General features: G+C 75.3%; 2 protein-coding genes. Both read left to right on the forward strand.

The annotated features are described in order from the left end of the window. Positions 1-5 precede the first annotated feature (5 nt). Entirely contained in the window at positions 6-16,421 is a 16,416-nt protein-coding gene (locus tag ACZ4WQ_RS10225; protein WP_398375332.1) for a type I polyketide synthase, read from the forward strand. A gap of 58 nt (positions 16,422-16,479) precedes the next feature. Beyond that, a complete protein-coding gene (locus tag ACZ4WQ_RS10230) occupies positions 16,480-23,001 on the forward strand; it encodes an SDR family NAD(P)-dependent oxidoreductase (protein ID WP_468022141.1) in 6,522 nt (2,173 codons plus the stop codon). Positions 23,002-23,117 lie beyond the last annotated feature (116 nt).

The raw sequence follows: 23,117 nt of genomic DNA on the forward strand, positions 1-23,117 counted from the left end.
CACCCATGGCGAATGAAGAAAAGCTCTTCGAGTACCTCAAGCGTGTCACCGCGGAGCTGAAGGAGACGCGGGCACGGTTGCGGGACGCGGAGGCGGCGGTTGGTGAGCCGGTGGCGATCGTCGGCATGAGCTGCCGCTACCCCGGCGGGGTGACCTCGCCCGAGGAGCTGTGGCGCCTGGTGGCCGACGGCACGGACGCCATCTCCGAGGTGCCGGCGGACCGCGGCTGGGACCTGGCGGGGCTGTTCGACGTGGCCGGGGAACGGCCCGGGACCTCGTATGTGAACCGGGGCGGTTTCCTGTACGACGCCGCCGACTTCGACGCGGGTTTCTTCGGCATCTCGCCGCGTGAGGCGCTGGGCATGGACCCGCAGCAGCGGCTCCTGCTGGAGACGTCCTGGGAGCTGTTCGAGCGGGCCGGCATCGACCCGGCGTCGCTGGGCGGCAGCCGCACCGGCGTGTTCATGGGGTCCAGCTTCCACGGCTACGGCGGCGAGCTGACCGACGCCCCCGAGGAGGTCCAGGGCTATCTGCTCACCGGCCGCGCGGACAGCGTGATCTCGGGCCGGATCGCCTACACCCTGGGTCTTGAGGGCCCGGCGATCACGGTGGACACCGCCTGCTCGTCGTCGCTGGTGGCGCTGCACCTGGCGGTGAACGCGCTCCAGCGGGGCGACTGTTCGATGGCCGTGGCCGGCGGGGTGATGGTGATGGCCACCCCCGAGGTGTTCGTCGAGTTCAGCCGCCAGCAGGGCCTGTCGCGCGACGGCCGGTGCCGGGCCTTCGCGGGCGGCGCCGACGGCACCGGTCTCGCCGAGGGCGTCGGTGTCCTGCTGGTGGAGCGGCTGTCCGACGCGGTGCGCAACGGCCACCAGGTGCTGGCCGTGGTGCGCGGCTCGGCGGTCAACCAGGACGGCGCGTCCAACGGGCTCACCGCGCCCAACGGGCCCTCGCAGCAGCGGGTCATCCGGCAGGCCCTGGCCGACGCCGAACTGTCCCCGGTGCAGGTCGACGTCGTGGAGGCGCACGGCACGGGCACCACGCTTGGCGACCCGATCGAGGCGGACGCGCTGCTGGCGACGTACGGTCAGGACCGGCCCGCCGACCGCCCGCTGCTGCTCGGCTCGCTCAAGTCGAACCTCGGCCACACCCAGGCCGCGGCGGGCGTGGGCGGAATCATCAAGATGGTGATGGCGATGCGGCACGGCACCGTGCCCGCGACGCTGCACATCGACGAGCCGACCCCGCATGTGGACTGGGAGTCCGGCGCGGTGCGGCTGGTGACCGAGAACACCGACTGGCCCTCGACCGGGCAGCCGCGGCGCGCCGCCGTGTCCTCGTTCGGGGTGAGCGGCACCAACGCGCATGTGATCATCGAGCAGCCGCCGGCCGTCACGGCACCCGAGGCCGAGGAGGTCTCCGACGCGCCCGCCCCCTTCGCCCCCGCGGCGGCGGACGGTGCGCTGCCGTGGGCGGTGTCGGGCCGTTCCGCCGAGGGACTGCGCGCACAGGCCGCCCGGCTGCGCACCTTCGCCGCCGACTCCGGCGAGGCGGACCGGCGCCTGGGGTGGTCGCTGGCGTCGTCGCGCGCCGCGCTGGAGCACCGCGCGGTGGTGGTCGCCGGGGACCGGGACGCCTTCCTGACCGGTCTCGACGCCGTCGCCGCCGGGGAGCCCGCCGCCCACGTGGTGAGCGGTGCCGTCGGGGCACAGGCCCCCGACGGCGTGGTGTTCGTCTTCCCGGGCCAGGGCTCGCAGTGGGTGGGCATGGCCACCGAACTGCTCGAGTCCTCGCCCGCGTTCGCCGAGTCGGTCCAGCGGTGTGCCGAGGCCCTCGCGCCGCACATCGACTGGGATCTGCTCGAGGTGCTGCGGGGCGGCGGCTCGCTGGAGCGGGTGGACGTGGTGCAGCCCGTGCTGTGGGCGGTCATGGTGTCACTGGCCGCGCTGTGGCGTTCGATGGGCGTGGTGCCGTCGGCGGTGGTCGGACACTCCCAGGGCGAGATCGCGGCGGCGTGCGCGGCCGGGGTCCTCTCGCTGGAGGACGGGGCCCGGCTGGTGGCGCTGCGCAGCCGGGTGATCGCCGAGGACCTGGCCGGCCAGGGCGGGATGGTGTCCGTCGCCGCCTCCGCCGAGCGGGTGACGGAGCTGCTGGCCGACCGCGACGGGGTGTGGATCGCGGCCGTGAACGGCCCCGCCGCCACGGTGCTCGGCGGCACCCCGGACGTACTGGCCGAGGTGATGGCGGCGGCCGAGGCCGAGGGGCTGCGGGCGCGGTCGATCGCGGTGGACTACGCCTCGCACACACCGCATGTCGAACAGGTCCGCGACGCCCTGCTGGAGCTGGCCGCCCCGATCACCCCACGGGCCGGGGACATCCCCATGTACTCCACCGTCACGGCCGCGCTCGCCGACGGCGAGGCGCTGGACGCGGAGTACTGGTACCGGAATCTGCGCGGACAGGTCCGCTTCCACGAGACCGTACGGACCCTCATCGGCGATGACAGCACGGTGTTCCTCGAGGTCAGCCCCCATCCGGTGCTGGCGGGCGCGATCGAGGAGGCCGGGCATGCCGCGGACACCGATGTGACGGCGGTGGCGACGCTGCGGCGCGGCGAGGGCGGTCCGGGGCGCGTGCTGACCTCCCTGGCAGAGCTGTGGGTGCGTGGCGTCGGGCCCGACTGGCGGGCCGTGTTCGGCGGCGACACCGAGCGGGTGGACCTGCCCACGTACGCGTTCGAGCACCGCCGCTACTGGCTGTCGGGGACCGGCTCCGGAGTGGGCGACCTGGCGGGCGCCGGTCTCTCGCCGCTGGGCCATCCGCTGCTGGCGGCCGGGATCGGCGTGGCCGAGGGCGGCGGGGCCCTGTTCACCGGCCGGCTGTCCACCGGCTCGCACCCCTGGCTCGCCGACCACACGGTGGCGGGCCGGGCCCTGGTGCCGGGCGCGGCCGTGCTGGAGCTGGTGCTGCGCGCCGGGGAGTACGCCGGCTGCGACCGGCTGGAGGAACTGGTCCTGCGGGCCCCGCTGCTGGTGCCGGACGACAGCACCGCGGTCGAGGTGCAGGTCGGCGTCGACCCGGCCGACGAGCAGGGGCGGCGCGCGGTACGGCTGCACTCCCGGCCGCACCGCCCCGGGCCGGACGAGGACGGCGCGGAGTGGGTCTGCCACGCGACGGGCACGGTGGCCGCCGGTGGCGCAGAGCAGCCCGCGGCGGCCCCGGAGACGGTGTGGCCGCCCGAGGGCGCGGCGCCGGTGCCGACCGAGGGGGTCTACGAGCGCCTCGCGGAGGCGGGCTACGCCTACGGGCCGGTGTTCCAGGGGCTGCGCGCGGTGTGGCGGCGCGGCGAGGAGGTGTTCGCCGAGGTCGCGCTGGACGAGCCCGCAGCGGGCGAGGCCGGGCGGTTCGGGGTGCATCCGGCCCTGGTGGACGCGGGGTTGCAGAGCAGCCTGGTGGTGCTGTTGGAGGACGGCGGGGAGCGCAAGCTGCCGTTCTCCTTCTCCGGCGCCCGGATCCACGCCACGGGCGCCACCTCGGCGCGGGTCCGGGTGGCCCCGGCCGGCCCCGACGCGGTCTCGGTGCTGATGACCGACCACGCCGGGCTCCCGGTCCTCACCGTCGACGCGCTCACCTCCCGACCGCTCACCGCGGCCGCGGTGGCGGGCCCGGCGGTGGACTCGATGTACGAGGTGGTCTGGGCGCCGCTGCCGGTGGCCTCCGACGAGGCGGCGGAGCGGGTCGCGGTCCTGGGCGAGGATGCCGTACCGGGCCTTGACGCCCCGTCGTACCCCGATGTCGCCTCGGTGGCCGCGGCGGCGCGCGGTGACGAGTCGCTGCCCGTGACGGTGCTGCTGCCCTGCCCCGCCGCAGCCCCGGGCGCGGACGCCCCGGCCGCGAGCCGGGCGCTCCTGGCCCAGGTGCTCGGCGTGGTACGGGAGTGGCTCGGCCACCCCGAACTGGAGGACACCCGGCTGGTCCTGGTGACCCGTGGGGGCATCGCGGCGGAGCCGGGCGAGCGGGTCGATGTCGTCCAGGCCGCCGTGCGGGGCCTGGTGCGCTCGGCGAGCTCCGAGCACCCCGGCCGGATTCTCCAGGTGGACATCGACGGTGCCGCGGAGTCGGCGGCGGCGCTGGCCGCCGTGGTGGCGGCCGCGGCCGCGGCCGGCGAGTCGGAGGCCGTGCTGCGCTCGGGCGTGGCCTCGGTGCCACGGCTCGGCCGGGTCTCCCCGACGGACGCGGGAGCCCTGGCGGTGCCCGACGGCGCGGAGGCGTGGAGCCTGGATCTGGACACCGGCGGCACCCTGGACGGGCTGCGCCTGGTGCCGTGCCCGGAGGCCGAGGCGCCGCTGGGCGCGGGCCGGGTGCGGGTGGCGGTGCGCGCGACCGGCGTCAACTTCCGGGACGTCCTGGTCGCGCTGGGCGTCGTTCCGCTGTCCGGCGCGGTGTTCGGGTGCGAGGGCGCCGGTGTGGTGGTCGAGGTCGGCCCGGAGGTGACCGGTCTCGCGGTGGGGGACCGGGTGATGGGGCTGCTGTCGGGCGCGTACGCGGGTCCGCTGGCGGTGGCGGACGCGCGGATGGTCGTGCGTATGCCGGGTGGCTGGTCGTTCGCCGAGGCGGCTTCGGTGCCCGCCGTGTTCCTGACCGCCTACTACGCGCTGGGGGACCTGGCCGGGGTGCGGGCGGGCGAGTCGCTGCTGGTGCACGCCGCCGCGGGTGGGGTGGGCATGGCGGCCGTCCAGTTGGCCCGCCACCTCGGTGTCGAGGTGTACGCGACGGCGAGCGAGCCGAAGTGGCCGGTGGTGCGCGGCATGGGTGTTCCGGCCGAGCGGCTGGCGTCCTCGCGCACCCTGGAGTTCGCCGACCGGTTCCGCGCCGTGGACGTGGTGCTGAACTCGCTGGCCCGGGAGTTCGTGGACGCTTCGCTCGGCCTGCTGGGGCCGGGGGGCCGGTTCCTCGAGATGGGCAAGACCGATATCCGTGACGCCGACGAGGTCGGCGCCGCGCGGCCCGGCGTGTCGTACCGGGCGTTCGACCTGGGGGAGGCCGGCCCCGACCGCGTGCAGGAGATGCTGGCGCACCTGGTGGAGCTGTTCGAGCAGGGGGTGCTCTCGCCGCTGCCGGTGACCGCGTGGGACACCCGGCAGGCGCCGGACGCCTTCCGCTACGTCAGCCAGGCCCGTCACACCGGCAAGGTGGTGCTGACCACCCCGCCGTCCGGCCCGCTCGACGGGACCGTGCTGATCACGGGGGGTACGGGGGTCATCGGGTCGGCCGTGGCCCGCCACCTGGCCACCGAACATCGCCTCACTGACCTGGTGTTGACCAGCCGTCGTGGTGCGGAGGCGCCGGGTGCCGCGGAGCTTGTCGCGGACCTCGCGGAGCTGGGGGCCATGGCGCGGGTGGTGGCGTGTGACGTCGCGGATCGTGAGGCGTTGGCGGGGCTGTTGGGTGAGTTGCCCGGGTTGTGTGGTGTGGTGCATGCGGCCGGGGCGCTGGACGACGGGGTGGTGTCGGCGCTGACCCCGGAGCGGTTGGATGTGGTGTTGCGGCCGAAGGTGGACGCGGCGTGGCATCTGCACGAGCTGACCCGGGACCGCGATCTGTCGCTGTTCGCGCTGTTCTCCTCCGCCGCGGGCGTGTTCGGCGCGCCCGGGCAGGGCAACTACGCGGCGGCCAACGCCTTCCTGGACGCGCTGGCGCAGGCCCGCCGCCGGGCCGGGCTCCCGGGGCAGTCGCTGGCCTGGGGCCTGTGGGCCGACCGCAGCGCGATGACGGGGCAGCTGGACCAGGTCGACCTGGACCGGATGGGCCGCACGGGTGTTCAGGCGCTCGCCACCGACGAGGGGCTCGCGCTGTTCGACGCGGCCGCCCGGATGCCGCGCCCGCAGGTGGTGCCGATCCGGCTCGACCTCTCCGCGCTGCGCAAGCAGGAGGCCGTGGCTCCGCTGTTCCGCGGTCTGGTCCGCGCCTCGGCGAAGCGCGTGGCCGCGAACGCCGCTGCCGGGCAGGGCGGTCTGCGCGAGCGTCTGGCCCTGTTGCCGGTGGCCGAGCGGGATCGGGTGTTGACGGAGTTGGTGCGGGCGCAGGCGGCGGTGGTGTTGGGGCATGGTGGTGCCGAGGCGGTGGGTGCGGATCGGGCGTTCAAGGATGTGGGGTTCGACTCGCTGACGGCGGTGGAGCTGCGGAACCGGCTGGGTGCGGCGACGGGGCTGCGGCTTCCGGTGACGGCGGTGTTCGACTACCCGACCCCCGTGGCGCTGGCGGCGGAGCTGGCGTTGCGGCTGGGGGCGGATGGCGAGGGCGTGTCCGCGCCTGCGGTTCCGGCTGCCGCGGCGGTGGCTGTGGTGGCTGACGAGCCGATCGCGATCGTGGGCATGAGCTGCCGGTTCCCCGGCGGGGTGCGCTCACCGGAGGACCTGTGGCAGCTGGTGGCCGAGGAGCGGGACGCCATGTCGCCGTTCCCCACGGACCGCGGCTGGGACCTCGACGCGCTGTTCGACCCGGACCCCGACCGGCCGGGCACCTCGCACACCCGCGTGGGCGGGTTCCTGCACGACATGGCCGACTTCGACCCCGAGTTCTTCGGCATCTCGCCCCGTGAGGCGCTGGCCATGGACCCGCAGCAGCGGCTGCTGCTGGAGACCACCTGGGAGGCGTTCGAGCGCGCGGGCATCGACCCGGGCGGCCTGCACGGCTCCCCGACCGGTGTCTTCCTCGGCGGCTCGGTGTCCGGCTACGGGGTGAATCTGTTCACCGCCTCCGACGGCCTGGACGGACACCTGCTGACCGGCAACGCGAGCAGCGTGGCGTCCGGCCGGGTGGCTTACACCTTCGGCCTGGAGGGCCCGGCGATCACGGTGGACACCGCCTGCTCGTCGTCGCTCGTGGCCCTGCACCTGGCCGTCCAGGCGCTGCGGCAGGGCGAGTGCACCCTGGCCGTCGCCGGTGGCGTCACGGTCATGCCGAGCCCGGCGCTGATGGTGTCGTTCAGCAGGCAGCGCGGGCTGGCGCCGGACGGCCGCTGCAAGGCGTTCGCGGCGGACGCGGACGGCACCGGATTCGCCGAGGGCGTCGGCGTCCTGCTGGTCGAGCGGCTGTCGGACGCGGTGCGCAACGGCCATGACGTCCTGGCGGTCGTGCGGGGCTCGGCGGTGAACCAGGACGGTGCGTCGAACGGGCTGACGGCGCCGAACGGCCCGTCGCAGCAGCGGGTGATCCGTCAGGCGCTGGCCAACTCCGGGGTGTCCGCCGCCGCGGTGGACATGGTGGAGGCGCACGGCACCGGCACGGCCCTGGGCGACCCCATCGAGGCGCAGGCGCTGCTGGCCACCTACGGCCAGGACCGGCCGGAGGACCGGCCGCTGCTCCTCGGTTCGGTCAAGTCCAACCTCGGTCACACCCAGGCCGCGGCGGGCGTCGCCGGGGTCATCAAGGCCGTCATGGCCATCCGTCATGGCGTGGTGCCGCGTACGTTGCACGTGGATGAGCCGACCCCGCATGTGGACTGGTCGGCGGGTGCGGTGGAGCTGGTGACCGAGGGCCGTTCATGGCCCCAGGACGAGCGGCCGCGCCGCGCGGCGGTGTCCTCGTTCGGCATCAGCGGCACCAACGCCCATGTCGTACTGGAGCAGGCGCCCATGGCCGACGCGCCTCCCGCGCCGGAGCGGCAGGCGGCGCCCGCGGCAGGCGCGGCCGTCCCGTGGCTGGTGTCGGGCCGCACGGCGGCCGGGCTGCGCGGCCAGGCCGCCCAGCTGCGCGCGTTCGTGGCCGACCGAGCCCCTGAGACCGCGGACGTGGCCTGGTCGCTGGCGAGTTCGCGGGCCGCACTGGAGCACCGCGCCGTGGTGGTCGCGGCGGACCGCGAGGAGTTTCTGGCGGGGCTGGATGCGGTGGCCGCGGGGGAGTCCGCGAGCGGAGTGGCCAGCGGTGCCGTTCAGGACGGCCGGCGGGTGGCGTTCCTGTTCTCGGGTCAGGGTTCGCAGCGGCCGGGTATGGGGCGTGGTTTGTCGGCGCTGCCGGTGTTCGCCGAGGCGCTGGAGGAGGCGTGCCGGGCGTTCGACGGGCTGTTGGGTGTGCCGTTGGGCCGGGTGTTGTCCGCCGAGGCTGGTTCGGCGGAGGCGGAGTTGGTGGATCGGACGGATTACACGCAGGCGGGGCTGTTCGCGTTCGAGGTGGCGCTGTTCCGGATGCTTGAGGCGTGTGGGGTGGGTGCTGATTTCCTGATCGGGCATTCGGTGGGGGAGTTGGCGGCGGCTCATGTGTCGGGTGTGTGGTCGTTGGGGGATGCGGCGCGGGTGGTGGCGGCGCGGGGCCGGTTGATGGCGGGGCTGCCTTCGGGTGGCGCGATGGCTGCCGTGGAGGCTACGGAGGTTGAGGTCGTCGGGTGGATCGGCGGGGAGGCGGAGCGGTTGGCGGTGGCCGCGGTGAACGGTCCGCGGTCGGTCGTGGTGTCCGGCGCCGAGGACGCGGTGGAGCGGGTGGTCGGTCTCGCGCGTGAGGAGGGTCGGCGGACGCGGCGGTTGCGGGTGGAGCGGGCGTTCCATTCGCCGTTGGTGGAGCCGATGCTGGCGGAGTTCGCCGAGGTGCTGGGCGGTGTCGCGTGGGGTGAGCCGCGTATTCCGATCGTGTCCAATGTGACCGGTGAGGTGGTCACGGCCGAGGAGATCGGCAGTGTGGAGTACTGGCTGCGCCATGCCCGGCAGGCGGTGCGGTTCGCCGACGGTCTGAAGTGGCTGGGCGAGCAGGGTGTGACGGACTTCGTCGAGATCGGCCCCGACACCACGCTGAGCAGTCTGGCCGCCGACCAGGCTGCGGCAGACATGGCCGTCGCGGTGCCGACCACCCGGCCGGACCACGACGAGATCACCACGTTCACCCAGGCCCTGGCCAGGCTGCACACCCGGGGCACGGCCGTCGACTGGCCCACGCTGACCCCGGGCGCGCGGCTCGACCTGCCCACCTACGCCTTCCAGCGGCAGCGCTACTGGCCCGAGCGGACCGCTCCGGTGGGCGTGGACGCAGCCGTCGGCTCCGTCGGGCTCGAGGCCACCGACCATCCGCTGCTCGGCGCGCGCGTCGGCCTGGCCGACGGCGACGGCGTACTGCTCACGGGCAGGCTCTCGCTGGCCGAACAGCCCTGGCTGGCCGACCACGCGGTGCTGGACACCGTTCTGTTCCCCGGTGCCGCCTTCGTCGACATGGCGCTGCGCGCGGGCGACGAAGTGGGCTGCGACGTGGTCGAGGAACTGACCCTGCACGCACCCCTGATCCTGTCCGAGGACGCCACCGTGCGGGTCCAGCTGACCGTGGGCGGCGCCGACGACAGCGGCCGCCGGACCCTCGCGGTGTACGCGCGGCGCCAGGACACCGAGGAGTGGACCACCCACGCCACGGGTGTGCTCTCCGACGGTGCGCCGACGGGCCACGCCGAGCCCGGCGTATGGCCGCCCGAGGGCGCCGCGCCCGTCGCGCTCGACGGCGTCTACGACCGGCTGAACGACGGTGGGCTCGGCTACGGACCTGCGTTCCAGGGGCTCACCGCGGCCTGGCGGCGCGGCGCCGAGGTGTTCGCCGAGGTCCGCCTGCCCGAGGCGGCGGCCGCTGACGCCGACCGCTACTGCCTGCACCCGGCGGTGCTCGACGCGGCGCTGCACGGCATCTCCCTGCTGACCGCGACGGACGGCACCGACGCCCCGAGCGGTCTGCCCTTCTCCTGGCAGGGCGTGCGGCTGTACGCCACCGGGGCCACGGCGCTGCGCGTCCGTCTCTCCCCGACCAGCGCCGCCGGGATCGCGGTGACGGTGGCCGACGGCGAGGGGCTGCCGGTGGCGTCGATCGACGCGCTCGCGCTGCGTCCGGTCACCGGCGATCAGCTCCAGGCGGCGCGTGGCCACGGCGATTCGCTCTTCCGACCCGGCTGGGCCGAGGTGGCCCCGGTGGCCGGGCAGGACGGCACGGCCGCCCTCCGGTGGGCCGCCCTCGGGGCCGACGCGGACGCGCTGATCGGCGCGGCGGGGATCGACGCCGAGCGGTACGAGGACCTGGCCGCGCCGGCCGCCGTCGACCGCGAGGACACCCCCGCCCCGGACGCGGTGCTCGCGGTGTGCCCGGACTTCCCCGGGGACACGCCGGACGCGACCAGGGCGGCCACCGGCTGGGCACTGGAGACCGTACGCGCCTGGCTCGGCGACGACCGGCCCGACGGGGCCCGGCTGGTGTTGGTCACCCGTCACGCGGCCTCCGTCGACGGACGGGCCCCCGACCTGCCGCAGGCCGCGGTGCGGGGTCTGGTGCGCTCCGCCCAGTCGGAGCACCCGGACCGCATCGTGCAGCTCGACCTCGATGCCGAAGACCACCCCGACACCGAAGGCAATCCCGACGCGGCGGCGGCCGGGCTGATCCGCGCCGTACTGACCGCGCGGGCCGCGGACGAACCCGAACTGGCGCTCCGCGACGGCGTTCTGTACGCACCCCGGCTGACCCGGGCGGCGGCGCCCGGCGATGCTGCGGCGCCCGTCTGGGATCCGAGCGGCACCGTCCTGATCACCGGCGGCACTGGCACGCTGGGTGGCGCCGTGGCCCGCCACCTGGCCGCCGTCCACGGCGTGGCCCACCTGCTGCTGGTCGGCCGGCAGGGCGCCCGGGCCGCGGGCGCCGGGGAACTCGTGGCCGAACTGGCCGAGCTGGGCGCCGAGGCCACCGTGGTGGCCTGCGACGCCGCGGACCGCGACAGCCTGGCCGGCGCGCTGGCCGCCATCCCGGCCGACCGGCCGCTGCGCGGCGTGGTCCACGCCGCCGGTGTGGTCGACGACGGAATCGTGTCCTCCCTGACCCCCGAGCGGCTCCACGCCGTGCTGCGCCCCAAGGCGGACGCGGCCTGGAACCTGCACGAGCTCACCGCCGGAATGGACCTGACGGCTTTTGTGCTGTTCTCGTCGGCGGCGGGTGTGACGGGGGCCGCCGGCCAGGCCAACTACGCCGCGGCCAACACGTTCCTGGACGCGCTGGCGAGCCACCGCCACGCCCGGGGCCTGGCCGCCCGGTCGCTGGCCTGGGGCCTGTGGGAGCAGCGCTCCACCATGTCCGGCGCCATGAGCGAGCGCGACCTGGCGCGGGTGTCCCGCGGCGGGATCTCGGCCCTGTCGGTCGAGGACGGGCTCGCGCTGTTCGACGCCGCCCTCGCCGCCGACGAGCCGGTGCTCGTGCCGATGGCGCTCGACCTCGCCGCCGTACGCGGTGCTGGCTCGGCCGTCCCCGCGGCCCTGCGGGCGCTGGTGCGCACCCCGGCCCGGCGTGCCGCGCGGGTCGGCGCGAACACGGGGCTGCGGGAGCGGCTGCACACGATGTCCGAGGCCGAGCGCGACAAGGCCCTGCTCGAGCTGGTGCTGCGGCACGTCGGCGCCGTCCTGGGCCACGCGCCGGGCAGCGCTGTCGCGGACGACCGGCCGTTCTCCGAGCTCGGCTTCGACTCGCTGACCGCCGTGGAGCTGCGCAACCAGCTCGCCACCGCGACGGGCGTGCGGCTTCCGGCCACCTTGGTGTTCGACTACCCGACCCCCGCGGCGCTGGCCGCCCACCTGCGGTCCCAGCTGGTGACCGGCGAGACCGTCGCCGACGAGGCGCGCACGGTGGCCGCGGCCGACGAGCCGATAGCGATCATCGGGATGAGCTGCCGCTACCCGGGCGGGGTGCGGTCGCCCGAGGATCTGTGGCAGCTGGTCATGGACGGCCGGGACGCGATCTCCGGGTTCCCCGACGACCGCGGCTGGGACGTCGCGGAGCTGCACGGACCCGACGGCCCGGTGGGCGCGGGCGGCTTCCTCTACGACGCAGCCGAGTTCGACCCCTCCTTCTTCGGCATCTCGCCGCGCGAGGCCGTGGCCATGGACCCGCAGCAGCGGCTGCTGCTGGAGACGTCCTGGGAGGCGTTCGAGGACGCGGGCATCGACCCGGGCGCCGTACGGGGCAGCCGGGTCGGGGTGTTCGCCGGGCTGATGCACCACGACTACGCCACCCGGCTGCGGACCGTCCCGGAGGATGTCGCGGGCTTCCTCGGCAACGGCAACACCGGCAGCATCGCCACCGGCCGTCTGGCCTACACCTTCGGCTTCGAGGGCCCCGCCGTCACGGTGGACACCGCCTGCTCGTCCTCGCTGGTCGCCCTGCACCTGGCGGCGCAGGCGCTGCGTCAGGGCGAGTGCTCGCTCGCCCTGGCCGGCGGCGTGGCCGTGATGTCGACCCCGGCCGCCTTCGTGGAGTTCAGCAGGCAGCAGGGGCTGGCGCCGGACGGCCGCTGCAAGTCCTTCGCGGCCGGCGCGGACGGCACCACCTGGTCGGAGGGCGTGGGCCTGCTGCTGGTCGAGCGGCTGTCGGACGCCCGGCGCAACGGACACCGGATCCTCGGTGTGGTGCGGGGCACGGCGGTGAACCAGGACGGCGCGTCGAACGGGCTGACGGCGCCGAACGGCCCGTCGCAGCAGCGGGTCATCCGTCAGGCGCTCGCCAGTTCCGGGGTGTCCGCCGCCGAGGTGGACGTGGTCGAGGCGCACGGCACCGGCACCCCGCTCGGCGACCCCATCGAGGCACAGGCGGTGATCGCGACCTACGGACAGGAGCGGGCGGACGACCACCCGGTGCTGCTCGGCTCGCTGAAGTCGAACCTCGGCCACACCCAGGCCGCGGCGGGCGTCGCCGGGGTCATCAAGATGGTGCTGGCGATGCGCCATGGGCTGGTGCCGCGTACGTTGCACGTGGATGAGCCGACCCCGCATGTGGACTGGTCGGCGGGTGCGGTGGAGCTGGTGACCGAGGGCCGGCCGTGGCCCCAGGACGAGCGGCCGCGCCGTGCGGCGGTGTCCTCCTTCGGCATCAGCGGCACCAATGCACATGTGGTCATCGAGCAGGCGCCCGACGACCGGAACGAGGGTCGGAACGACGGCGGGGCGCCCATCGACGCGGCTCCGGTTTCCGGTCCCGTGCCGTGGGTGGTGTCGGGCCGCTCGGCGGCCGGACTGCGCGGCCAGGCCGCGCGGCTGCGCGAGTTCGCCATCGCGAGTGAGGCGGACTCCGCGCGGATCGGCTGGTCGCTGGAGGCCTCGCGCGCGGCGCTGGAACACCGCGCCGTGGTGATCGCCGGGAACCGCGAGGACCATCTGCGCGGCCTGGCCGCGGTGGTGTCAGGGGAGACCACGGAGCACGTGGTGTCGGGAGTGGCGACATCCGGCCGCTCGACCGCCTTCCTGTTCTCGGGTCAGGGTTCACAGCGGCCGGGGATGGGCCGTGGTCTGTCGGCGCTGCCGGTGTTCGCCGAGGCGCTCGAAGAGGTCTGCAAGGCGTTCGACGGACTGCTCGGCCTGCCGCTGGACCAGGTTCTCTCCGCCGAGGCCGGTTCGGCGGAGGCGGAGTTGGTGGATCGAACGGACTGCACGCAGGCGGGGCTGTTCGCGTTCGAGGTGGCGCTGTTCCGGATGCTTGAGGCGTGTGGGGTGGGTGCTGATTTCCTGATCGGGCATTCGGTGGGGGAGTTGGCGGCGGCTCATGTGTCGGGTGTGTGGTCGTTGGGGGATGCGGCGCGGGTGGTGGCCGCGCGGGGCCGGTTGATGGCGGGGCTGCCTTCGGGTGGCGCGATGGCTGCCGTGGAGGCCACGGAGGTTGAGGTCGTCGGGTGGATCGGCGGGGAGGCGGAGCGGTTGGCGGTGGCCGCCGTGAACGGCCCGCGGTCGGTCGTGGTGTCCGGCGCCGAGGACGCGGTGGAGCGGGTGGTGGGGTTGGCCCGGGAAGAGGGCCGGCGCACGCGCCGACTGCGGGTGGAGCGGGCGTTCCACTCGCCGTTGGTGGAGCCGATGCTGGCGGAGTTCGCCGAGGTGCTGGGCGGTGTCGCGTGGGGTGAGCCGCGTGTCCCGATCGTGTCCAACGTGACGGGAGAGGTGCTCGCGGCCGAGGAGATCGGCAGTGTCGACTACTGGCTGCGCCATGCCCGGCAGGCGGTGCGGTTCGCCGACGGTCTGAAGTGGCTGGGCGAGCAGAGTGTCACGGACTTCGTCGAGATCGGCCCCGACACCACGCTGACCGCTCTCGCCGCCGACCACCTCGCCTCGATCACCACGGAGATCCCCTCCCTCGCGGTGCCGACCACCCGGCCGGACCACGACGAGATCACCACGTTCACCCAGGCCCTGGCCCGGCTGCACACCCGTGGCACGGCCGTCGACTGGCCCACGCTGACCCCGGCCGCGCGGCTCGACCTGCCCACCTACGCCTTCCAACGCGAGCGCTACTGGCTGGACGCGCCCGCGCTCACCGCCGACGGCGGCCCCGCCACGGCGGCCGACCAGGCGTTCTGGTCCGCCGTGGAGAGCGGGGACGCGGACGCGCTGGCGCGCACGCTGGGCGTGGACGGAGAGGAGAAGGGACACTCTCCGCTGCGGGAGATGCTGCCCGTGCTGTCGGACTGGCGCCGCCGCTCCCAGGAGCGCTCGGCGCTCCAGGACCTGCGTTACGGCGTGACCTGGCGGCCGATCGCCGAACCGGCCGCCACGCTCACCGGCACCTGGCTGGTCGTCACCGCTGGCGGAGCGGCCGCCGACGAGTACCTCGAAGCCCTGGCCCGCCAGGGGGTCGATGTCGTCCGCGCCGACCTCACCGGCCACGCGCCCGAGGCCATCGCCGAGCGGCTGCGCGCCGCCCGGCCCGACGCGCCCGTGCGGGGGGTCCTGTCCCTGCTGGCGCTCTCCGGCACCGCGGACCCGTCGTGGACCCTGGGCTCGGGCTTCGCCCTCGTACGGGCGCTGGGCGAGCTCGAGATCGCGGCGCCCCTGTGGTGGGTGACGCGTGGCGCGGTGGCGGTCGCGGGCGACCAGGACGTCGACCCCGACCAGGCCCAGCTGTGGGGCCTCGGCCGGGTGGCCGCCCTCGAACACCCCGATCGCTGGGGCGGGCTGGTCGATCTGCCCGTCAACGCGGATCCGCGCGCCGCCGCCCGGCTGTGCGCCGTCCTGGCGGGCGCCACGGGCGAGGACCAGGTGGCCGTGCGGTCCGGCGGGCTGATGGCCCGGCGGCTGACGAGGGCGCCGCTGACCGCCCCGGACGCCGGACCCCGCTGGACGCCGCGCGGAGCCGTGCTGATCACCGGAGGCACCGGGGCGCTGGGCGCCCATGTGGCCCGTCGGCTGGCCCGCGCCGGAGCCGAACACCTGGTGCTCACCAGCCGCCGGGGCCCGGCCGCGCCCGAGGCCGCGGAGCTGGAGGCCGAACTCATCGAGCTGGGTGCCCGGGTGACGGTGGCCGCCTGCGATGTCGCTGACCGGGAGGCGCTGGCCGCCCTCCTCAGCGAACTCACGGCCGACGGCGTCAAGGTCGGTGCGGTGATGCACACCGCGGGCATCGCGTCGCCCACCGGTATCGCGGACACCGGCCCGGCGGAGCTGGCGGCCGTCTGCGGCGGCAAGGTCGACGGCGCGCGCAACCTCGACGAGCTGTTCGCCGACACCGACCTGGACGCCTTCGTGCTGTTCGCGTCGACCGCAGGGGTCTGGGGCGGCGCCGGCCAGGGCGCGTACGGCGCGGCCAACGCGTATCTCGACGCCCTGGCCCAGCGGCGCCGGGCCCGTGGCCGCACCGCCACCTCGATCGCCTGGGGACCCTGGGGCGGGGGCGGCATGGCCGCGCGGGACGACGCCGAGGCGCATCTGCGGCGGCGCGGCGTCCGCCCGCTCGCACCACAGGCGGCGCTCGATGTGCTCCAGCAGGCCATCGACCACGACGAGCCGCTGCTGACCGTGGCGGACGTCGACTGGGAGCGGTTCGCGGTGTCGTTCACCGCGGCGCGGCCGAGCACCCTGCTCGACGAGATCCCCGAGGCCCGGCGGGCCCAGGCCCCCGCCGAGCCCGCGCCGGACACCGCGGCGCGGCTGGACCAGCGGCTCGCCGGACTCTCCGGCCCCGAGCGGCAGCAGGCGCTGGTCGAGCTGATCCGCACCCAGGCGGCCCAGGTGCTCGGACACGCCACCATCGACGGGATCGAGCCGGGCAAACCCTTCCGGGACCTCGGCTTCGACTCCCTGGCGGCGGTCGAGTTCCGCAACCGGCTGAGCGAGGCCACCGGGCTGACCCTGCCCGCCACCTCGATCTTCGACTATCCGACACCCCGTGAACTCGCCGGACATCTGCGGGCCGCGCTGGGCGGGGACGAGGTCACCGAGGCCTCGGTGCTCGCGGAGATCGACCGGCTGGAGAGCAGCCTCGCGACGGTCGCGGCGGGCACGGGCTCCCACCCGGACATCGTGGCCCGGCTGGAGGCGCTGCTGGCGCGCTGGGGCGGTGACGCGGACGAGGCGGCCACGGAGACCACCACGGCCGAACACATCCGCTCCGCGACGCGGGACGAGGTCTTCGACTTCATCGACAACGAACTCGGCATCTGAGCGTGAGCGGCGAGCAGGAAACGTGAGCGGCGAGCAGGAAAAGGGGCGCAGGACACGGATGGGATCCACGATGGGTGACGACGACAAGACTCTCGACTACCTCAAGCGGGTGACCGCCGACCTGCACAAGGTCCGCGGGCGGCTGCGCGAGGTCGAGCAAGCCGAGCGGGAGCCGATCGCCATCGTCGGGATGAGCTGCCGGTTCCCCGGCGGCGTCGGCTCCCCGGAGGACCTGTGGCGGCTGCTGGCGGACGGCACCGACGCCATCGCGGAGTTTCCCGCCGACCGCGGCTGGGACCTGGGCGGGCTGTTCGGCGCCGACCAGGGCCAGGGCGGCACCTCGGCCACCCGGGCGGGCGGATTCCTCTACGAGGCCGCCGAGTTCGACGCCGAGTTCTTCGGGATCTCGCCCCGCGAGGCGCTGGCGATGGACCCGCAGCAGCGGCTGCTGCTGGAGACGTCCTGGGAGGTGCTCGAGCGGGCCCATATCGACCCGGGGTCGCTGCGCTCCAGCCGGACCGGTGTCTTCGTCGGCACCAACGGCCAGGACTACGCCACCCTGTTGCTCGGCGGGTCCCAGCAGGACGTGGCGGGCCACGTGGGCATCGGCAACGCGGCCAGCGTCGCCTCCGGCCGGATCTCCTACACCCTCGGCCTGGAGGGCCCGGCCCTCACCGTGGACACGGCCTGCTCGTCGTCGCTGGTGGCGCTGCACCTGGCCGCGCACTCGCTGCGCACCGGGGAGTGCACGATGGCGCTGGTCGGCGGGGTGACGGTGATGTCGACCCCCAGCATGTTCACCGAGTTCAGCAAGCAGCAGGGCCTGGCGCCCGACGGCCGGGTCAAGGCCTTCGCCGCCGGGGCGGACGGCACCGCGTGGGGCGAGGGCGTCGGCGTCCTGCTGGTGGAGCGGCTGTCCGACGCGCGCCGCAACGGCCACCAGGTGCTGGCCGTGATGCGCGGCAGCGCCGTCAACCAGGACGGCGCGTCCAACGGGCTGACCGCCCCCAACGGCCCGTCCCAGCAGCGGGTGATCCGCCAGGCGCTGGCCGGCGCCCGGCTGTCCGCGTCCGAGGTGGACGTGGTCGAGGCCCACGGCACGGGCACCTCGCTGGGCGACCCGATCGAGGCGCAGGCGCTGCTGGCCACCTACGGCCAGGACCGGCCGCAGGGCCGGCCGCTGCTGCTGGGCTCGGTGAAGTCCAACATCGGCCACACCGCGGCCGCCGCGGGCGTGGCGAGCATCATCAAGACCGTGATGGCGCTGCGCCACGGCGTCGTACCGCCCACCCTGCACGTGGACGAGCCCACCCCGCACGTCGACTGGAGCGCGGGCGCGGTGCGGCTGGTGACCGCCGCCACCGAGTGGCCCGACACCGGGCAGCCCCGCCGGGCCGGGGTCTCCTCGTTCGGCGTCAGCGGCACGAACGCGCACCTCATCCTGGAGCAGGCACCCGCGGACGACGAGCCGGCCCCGGAGACCGACCGGAGCACCCCGCTCGCCGAGGCGGGCGCGGCGCTGCCGTGGGTGGTGTCCGGGCACACCCCGGACGCGCTGCGCGCCCAGGCGGCGCGGCTGCGCGAATCCGCCGCCACCGCCGACCCGGTCGGCGTCGGCCGGTCCCTGGCGCTGACCCGGGCCGGTCTGCGGCACCGTGCCGTCGTGCTGTCCGGGGACCGGGACGGGCTCCTCGGCGGGCTGGACGCGGTCGTCGGCGACGAGCCGTCCGCACACGTGGTGACCGGCTCGGCCGCGGCCGACGCCTCCGGCGTGGTGTTCGTCTTCCCCGGCCAGGGCTCCCAGTGGGCCGGCATGGCCACCGAACTGCTCGACGCCGCCCCGGTGTTCGCCGACTCGATGGACAAGTGCGCCCAGGCGCTGGCGCCGCACCTCGACTGGGACCCGATCCAGGTGCTGCGGAACGGGGAGCCGCTGGAGCGGGACGACGTGGTCCAGCCCGTGCTGTGGGCGGTGATGGTGTCGCTGGCCGCGCTGTGGCGCTCCCTCGGCGTGGTCCCGTCCGCGGTGGTCGGCCACTCCCAGGGCGAGATCGCCGCAGCCTGCGCGGCCGGCGCGCTGTCGCTGGAGGACGGGGCGCGGCTGGTGGCGCTGCGCAGCCGGGTGTTCGCGGAGCATCTGTCCGGCAAGGGCGCGATGGTGTCCGTCGCGGCGTCGCCCGAGCGGGCCGGCGAGCTGATCGAGGGCCGGGACGGGGTGTGGATCGCGGCCGTCAACGGGCCGGAGTCCACCGTCGTCGCGGGCGACCTCGACGCGCTGGCCGAGGTGCGCGCCGCGGCGGAGGCCGCCGGGCTGCGGCCGCGCAAGGTCGGCATCGAGTACGCGTCGCACACGCCGCACACCGAGCGGGTGCGTGACCAACTGCTGGAGCTGGCCGCGCCCGTGACCCCCCGGGCCGGCGATGTGGCCATGTACTCGACCGTCACCGCCGCGCCGGTGCGGGGCGAGACGCTGGACGCCGAGTACTGGTATCGCAATCTGCGCGAGCCGATCCGCTTCCAGGACACCCTCGACGCCCTGCTCGCCGAGGGCAACACCGTCTTCGTGGAGGTCAGCCCGCACCCGGTGCTGCTGCCGCCGGTGCAGGACACCGCGCAGGCGAGCGGCCGGGACGCGGTCGTCACCGGGACCCTGCGGCGCGACGACGGCGGGGTCCGGCGGATGCTGACCTCGCTGGCGCAGCTGTGGGTGCACGGCGTGGACGTCGACTGGCGCGCGGTGTTCGGCGACGGCACACCGGTGGACCTGCCGACGTACGCCTTCGAGCGGCGGCGCTACTGGCTGGCCGGGCCGGGCCACGCGGTGGGCGATGTGTCCGGGGCCGGTCTCTCGCTCGTGGGACATCCGCTGCTGGCCGCCGGTGTGGAGGTGGCCGAGGACGACCGGTTCGTGTTCACGGGCCGGCTGTCCCGGGACACCCACCCGTGGCTGGCCGACCACGCGGTGCTCGGCCGGGTGCTGGTGCCGGGCACCGCGCTGGTGGAACTCGCCCTGCGCGCCGGGAGTTACGTCGGCTGCGAGCAGGTGGCGGAACTGGTGCTCCAGAGCCCGCTGGTGCTGCCCGCCGAGGGGGCCGTGGACGTCCAGGTGACCGTGGGCGGGCTCGACGAGCACGCACAGCGCCCGGTGCGCGTGTTCTCCCGCGCCACCGCCGGGGACGACGGCGTACCGGCCGAGTGGACCGGTCACGCCACCGGCACCCTGACAGTTGAACCGGCGGCCATGCCCCCGGAGGCCGGGGCGGGCACCTGGCCGCCGGACGGGGCCCAGCCGGTGAGCACCGACGGGCTGTACGAGCGCCTGCGGGAGTGGGGATACGCGTACGGCCCGGTGTTCCAGGGGCTGCGCGCCCTGTGGCGGCGCGGCGAGGAGCTGTTCGCGGAGGTCGCGCTGGGCGAGCCCGGCGCGGCGGAGGCCGGACGGTTCGGGGTGCACCCGGCGCTGGCGGACGCGGCCCTGCACAGCCAGGTGGCCTCGGCCCTCGACGGCGCCACCGAGGTGGAGCCCCGGCTGCCGTTCTCCTTCGGGGGGGTCCGCCTCCACGCCACCGGCGCCACCACCGCACGCGTTCGGCTGGCGCCGAACGGCGCCGACTCGGTGTCGGTGACCATGACCGACACCGCCGGGCTGCCCGTCCTGACCGTCGACGCCCTCGCCATGCGGCCCGTGTCGGCCGCCGGCCTGGAGGCGGGGCCCCGGCTGGACGCGCTGTACCAGCTGGACTGGACCGCCCTGCCCGCGGCCTCGGCCGACGAGCCGCGTCTGGCCCTGCTCGGCGGCGGTGACGGCCCGGCGATCGAGGGCGCAGAGTCCTTCGCCGACCTGGCCGCCCTGCGGGACGCCGTGCGGTCCGGCGACCCGGTGCCGGACGTGGTCGTCCTGCCCGTGCCGGACACCGGCCCGCGCGAGGTCCCCGACGCGGCCCGGTCCGCCGCGGGCACGGTGCTCGCCGCCGTCCAGGACTGGCTCACCACCGAGGAGACCATGTCGGCCTGCCTGATGGTGGTGACCCGCGGCGCGGTGTCCGCCGCGCCGGGCGACACGGTCGATGTCGCCCAGGCCGCTGTACGAGGCCTGGTGCGCTCGGCGTGTTCGGAGAACCCCGGCCGGATCGCGCAGCTGGACGTGGACGGCGACCCCCGGTCGGCCACCGCGCTGGCCGGCGTGGTGGCCGCCCAGATGGCGGCGGGCGAGCCCGAGGCCGCGGTGCGCTCGGGGGAGGCGCTGGTGCCGCGGCTGGGCCGGGTCGCGCGGCAGCCCGCGCTGACCGTGCCCGAGGGCGGGGCGTGGAGCCTGGACGTGGACGGCAGCGGCTCCCTGGAGGGTCTGGGCCTGGTGCCCTGCCCACAGTCCGAGGCGCCGCTCGCCGAGGGACAGGTGCGCCTCGCGGTGCGCGCCACCGGGGTGAACTTCCGGGATGTGCTGCTCGCCCTGGGCGTGGTCAAGATGGCCGAGTCCTTCATGGACGTGGCCTTCGGCTGCGAGGGCGCCGGCGTGGTGGTCGAGGTCGGCCCCGGCGTCACCCGCTTCGCTGTGGGCGACCGGGTGATGGGCCTGCTGTCGGGCTCGTACGCCGGGCCGCTGTCGGTGACCGACAGCCGGACGCTGGCGCCCATGCCGCGCGGCTGGTCGTTCGCTCAGGCGGCGGCCGTGCCCACGGTGTTCATGACCGCCTACTACGGGCTCCAGGACCTGGCCCGGATCCGCGAGGGCGAGTCGCTGCTGGTGCACGCGGCGGCCGGCGGCGTGGGCATGGCGGCCGTACAGCTGGCCCGCCACTGGGGCATCGAGGTGTACGCGACGGCCAGCGAGCCCAAGTGGCCGGTGGTCCGGGGGACCGGGGTGCCGTCCGAGCGGCTGGCCTCCTCCCGCACCCTGGAGTTCGGCGAGCGGTTCCGCACCGCGACCCAGGGCCGCGGCGTGGACGTCGTACTGAACTGCCTGGCCCGGGAGTTCACCGACGCCTCGCTCGACCTGCTGGCGCCGGGCGGCCGGTTCATCGAGATGGGCAAGACCGACATCCGGGAGGCGGACGCCGTCACCGCCGCGTGGCCCAACGCTGTGCTCTACCGCTCCTTCGACCTCGGCGACGCCGGCCCGGACCGGATCAACGAGATGCTGACGCACCTGGTGGAGCTGTTCGACCAGGGCGCGCTCTCGCCGCTGCCGGTGACCGCCTGGGAGACCCGGCAGGCCCCGGAGGCCTTCCGCTACTTCAGCCAGGCCCGCCACATCGGCAAGGTCGCGCTCACCACGCCGCCCGGCCCGCTCGACGGCACCGTGCTGATCACCGGAGGCACGGGCGTCATCGGCTCCTCGGTGGCCCGCCACCTCGCCACCGCCCACGGCGTACGGGACCTGGTGCTCACCAGCCGCCGGGGAGCGGACGCGCCCGGCGCGGCCGACCTGGTGGCCGAGCTCGCCGGACTCGGCGCCACCGCGCGGGTGGTGGCCTGCGACGCCGCCGACCGCGAGGCGCTGGCCGGGCTGCTGGCAGGGCTCCCCGAGCTGCGCGGGGTGGTGCACGCCGCGGGCGTCATCGACGACGGCGTGGTGTCCGCGCTGACCCCGGAGCGCCTCGACACCGTGATGCGGCCCAAGGTGGACGCCGCGTGGCATCTGCATGAGCTGACCCGCGACCGCGATCTGTCGCTGTTCGGGCTGTTCTCCTCCGCCGCGGGCGTGTTCGGCGCGCCCGGGCAGGGCAACTACGCGGCGGCCAACGCCTTCCTGGACGCGCTCGCGCAGGCCCGGCGCCGAGCCGGGCTCCCGGGGCAGTCGCTGGCCTGGGGCCTGTGGGCCGACCGCAGCGAGCTGACCGGGGACCTGGACCAAGCGGACCTGGACCGGATGGGCCGCACCGGTGTGCAACCGCTGTCCACCGAGACGGGGCTCGCCCTGCTCGACGCCGTCGTGGGGTTCAACCAGACCCACACCGTGCCGGTGCGGCTGGACGTCTCCCGGTTCACCGGGGCCGTCCCGCCGCTGCTGCGCGCACTGGTGCGCGGCACCGCCAAGCGGGCCGTGGCCGACACCCCGGCGGCGTCCGCGGCCGGCGGCGGGCTGGCCGAGCGCCTGGCGGGCCTGGCGCCCCTGGAGAGCGAGCAGCTGCTCACCGACGTGGTGCGCACCCAGGCCGCGGTGGTGCTGGGCCACGACGACCCGGGCGCCGTGGGCGCGGAGCGGCCGTTCAAGACGATGGGCTTCGACTCGCTGACCACCGTGGAGCTGCGCAACCGCCTCAACTCCGCCACCGGGCTGCGGTTGCCGGTCACGGTGGTGTTCGACCACCCGACGCCCGCCGCGCTGGCCGCCCATCTGCGGCAGCAACTGGTGCCCGAGATCGACCCGGTGGAGCTGGCCACCACCGAGATCGAGCGGCTGGAGGCCATCCTCGCCGAGGTCACGGGCGATGACCCCGGCCGGGCCGGCCTCACCACCCGGCTGCGCGCCCTGGTGACCAAGTGGACCGACGGCGAGGCCCGGGAGGAAGGCCCCGACCTCGACTCGGCCACGGACGCGGAGCTGTTCGACCTCATGGACAACAGGCCGTGGACCTGAACCGGCAGGCGGGCCGCCCCGCCCCCACCCGACGTGACCCGTTGATCGCCACAGATCGTTGAAGAAGGCCTGGATGTCGAACGAGCAGAAGCTCCGCGAATACCTCAAGCAGGCGA

It is taken from the genome of Streptomyces sp. NPDC028305 (assembly GCF_055569495.1).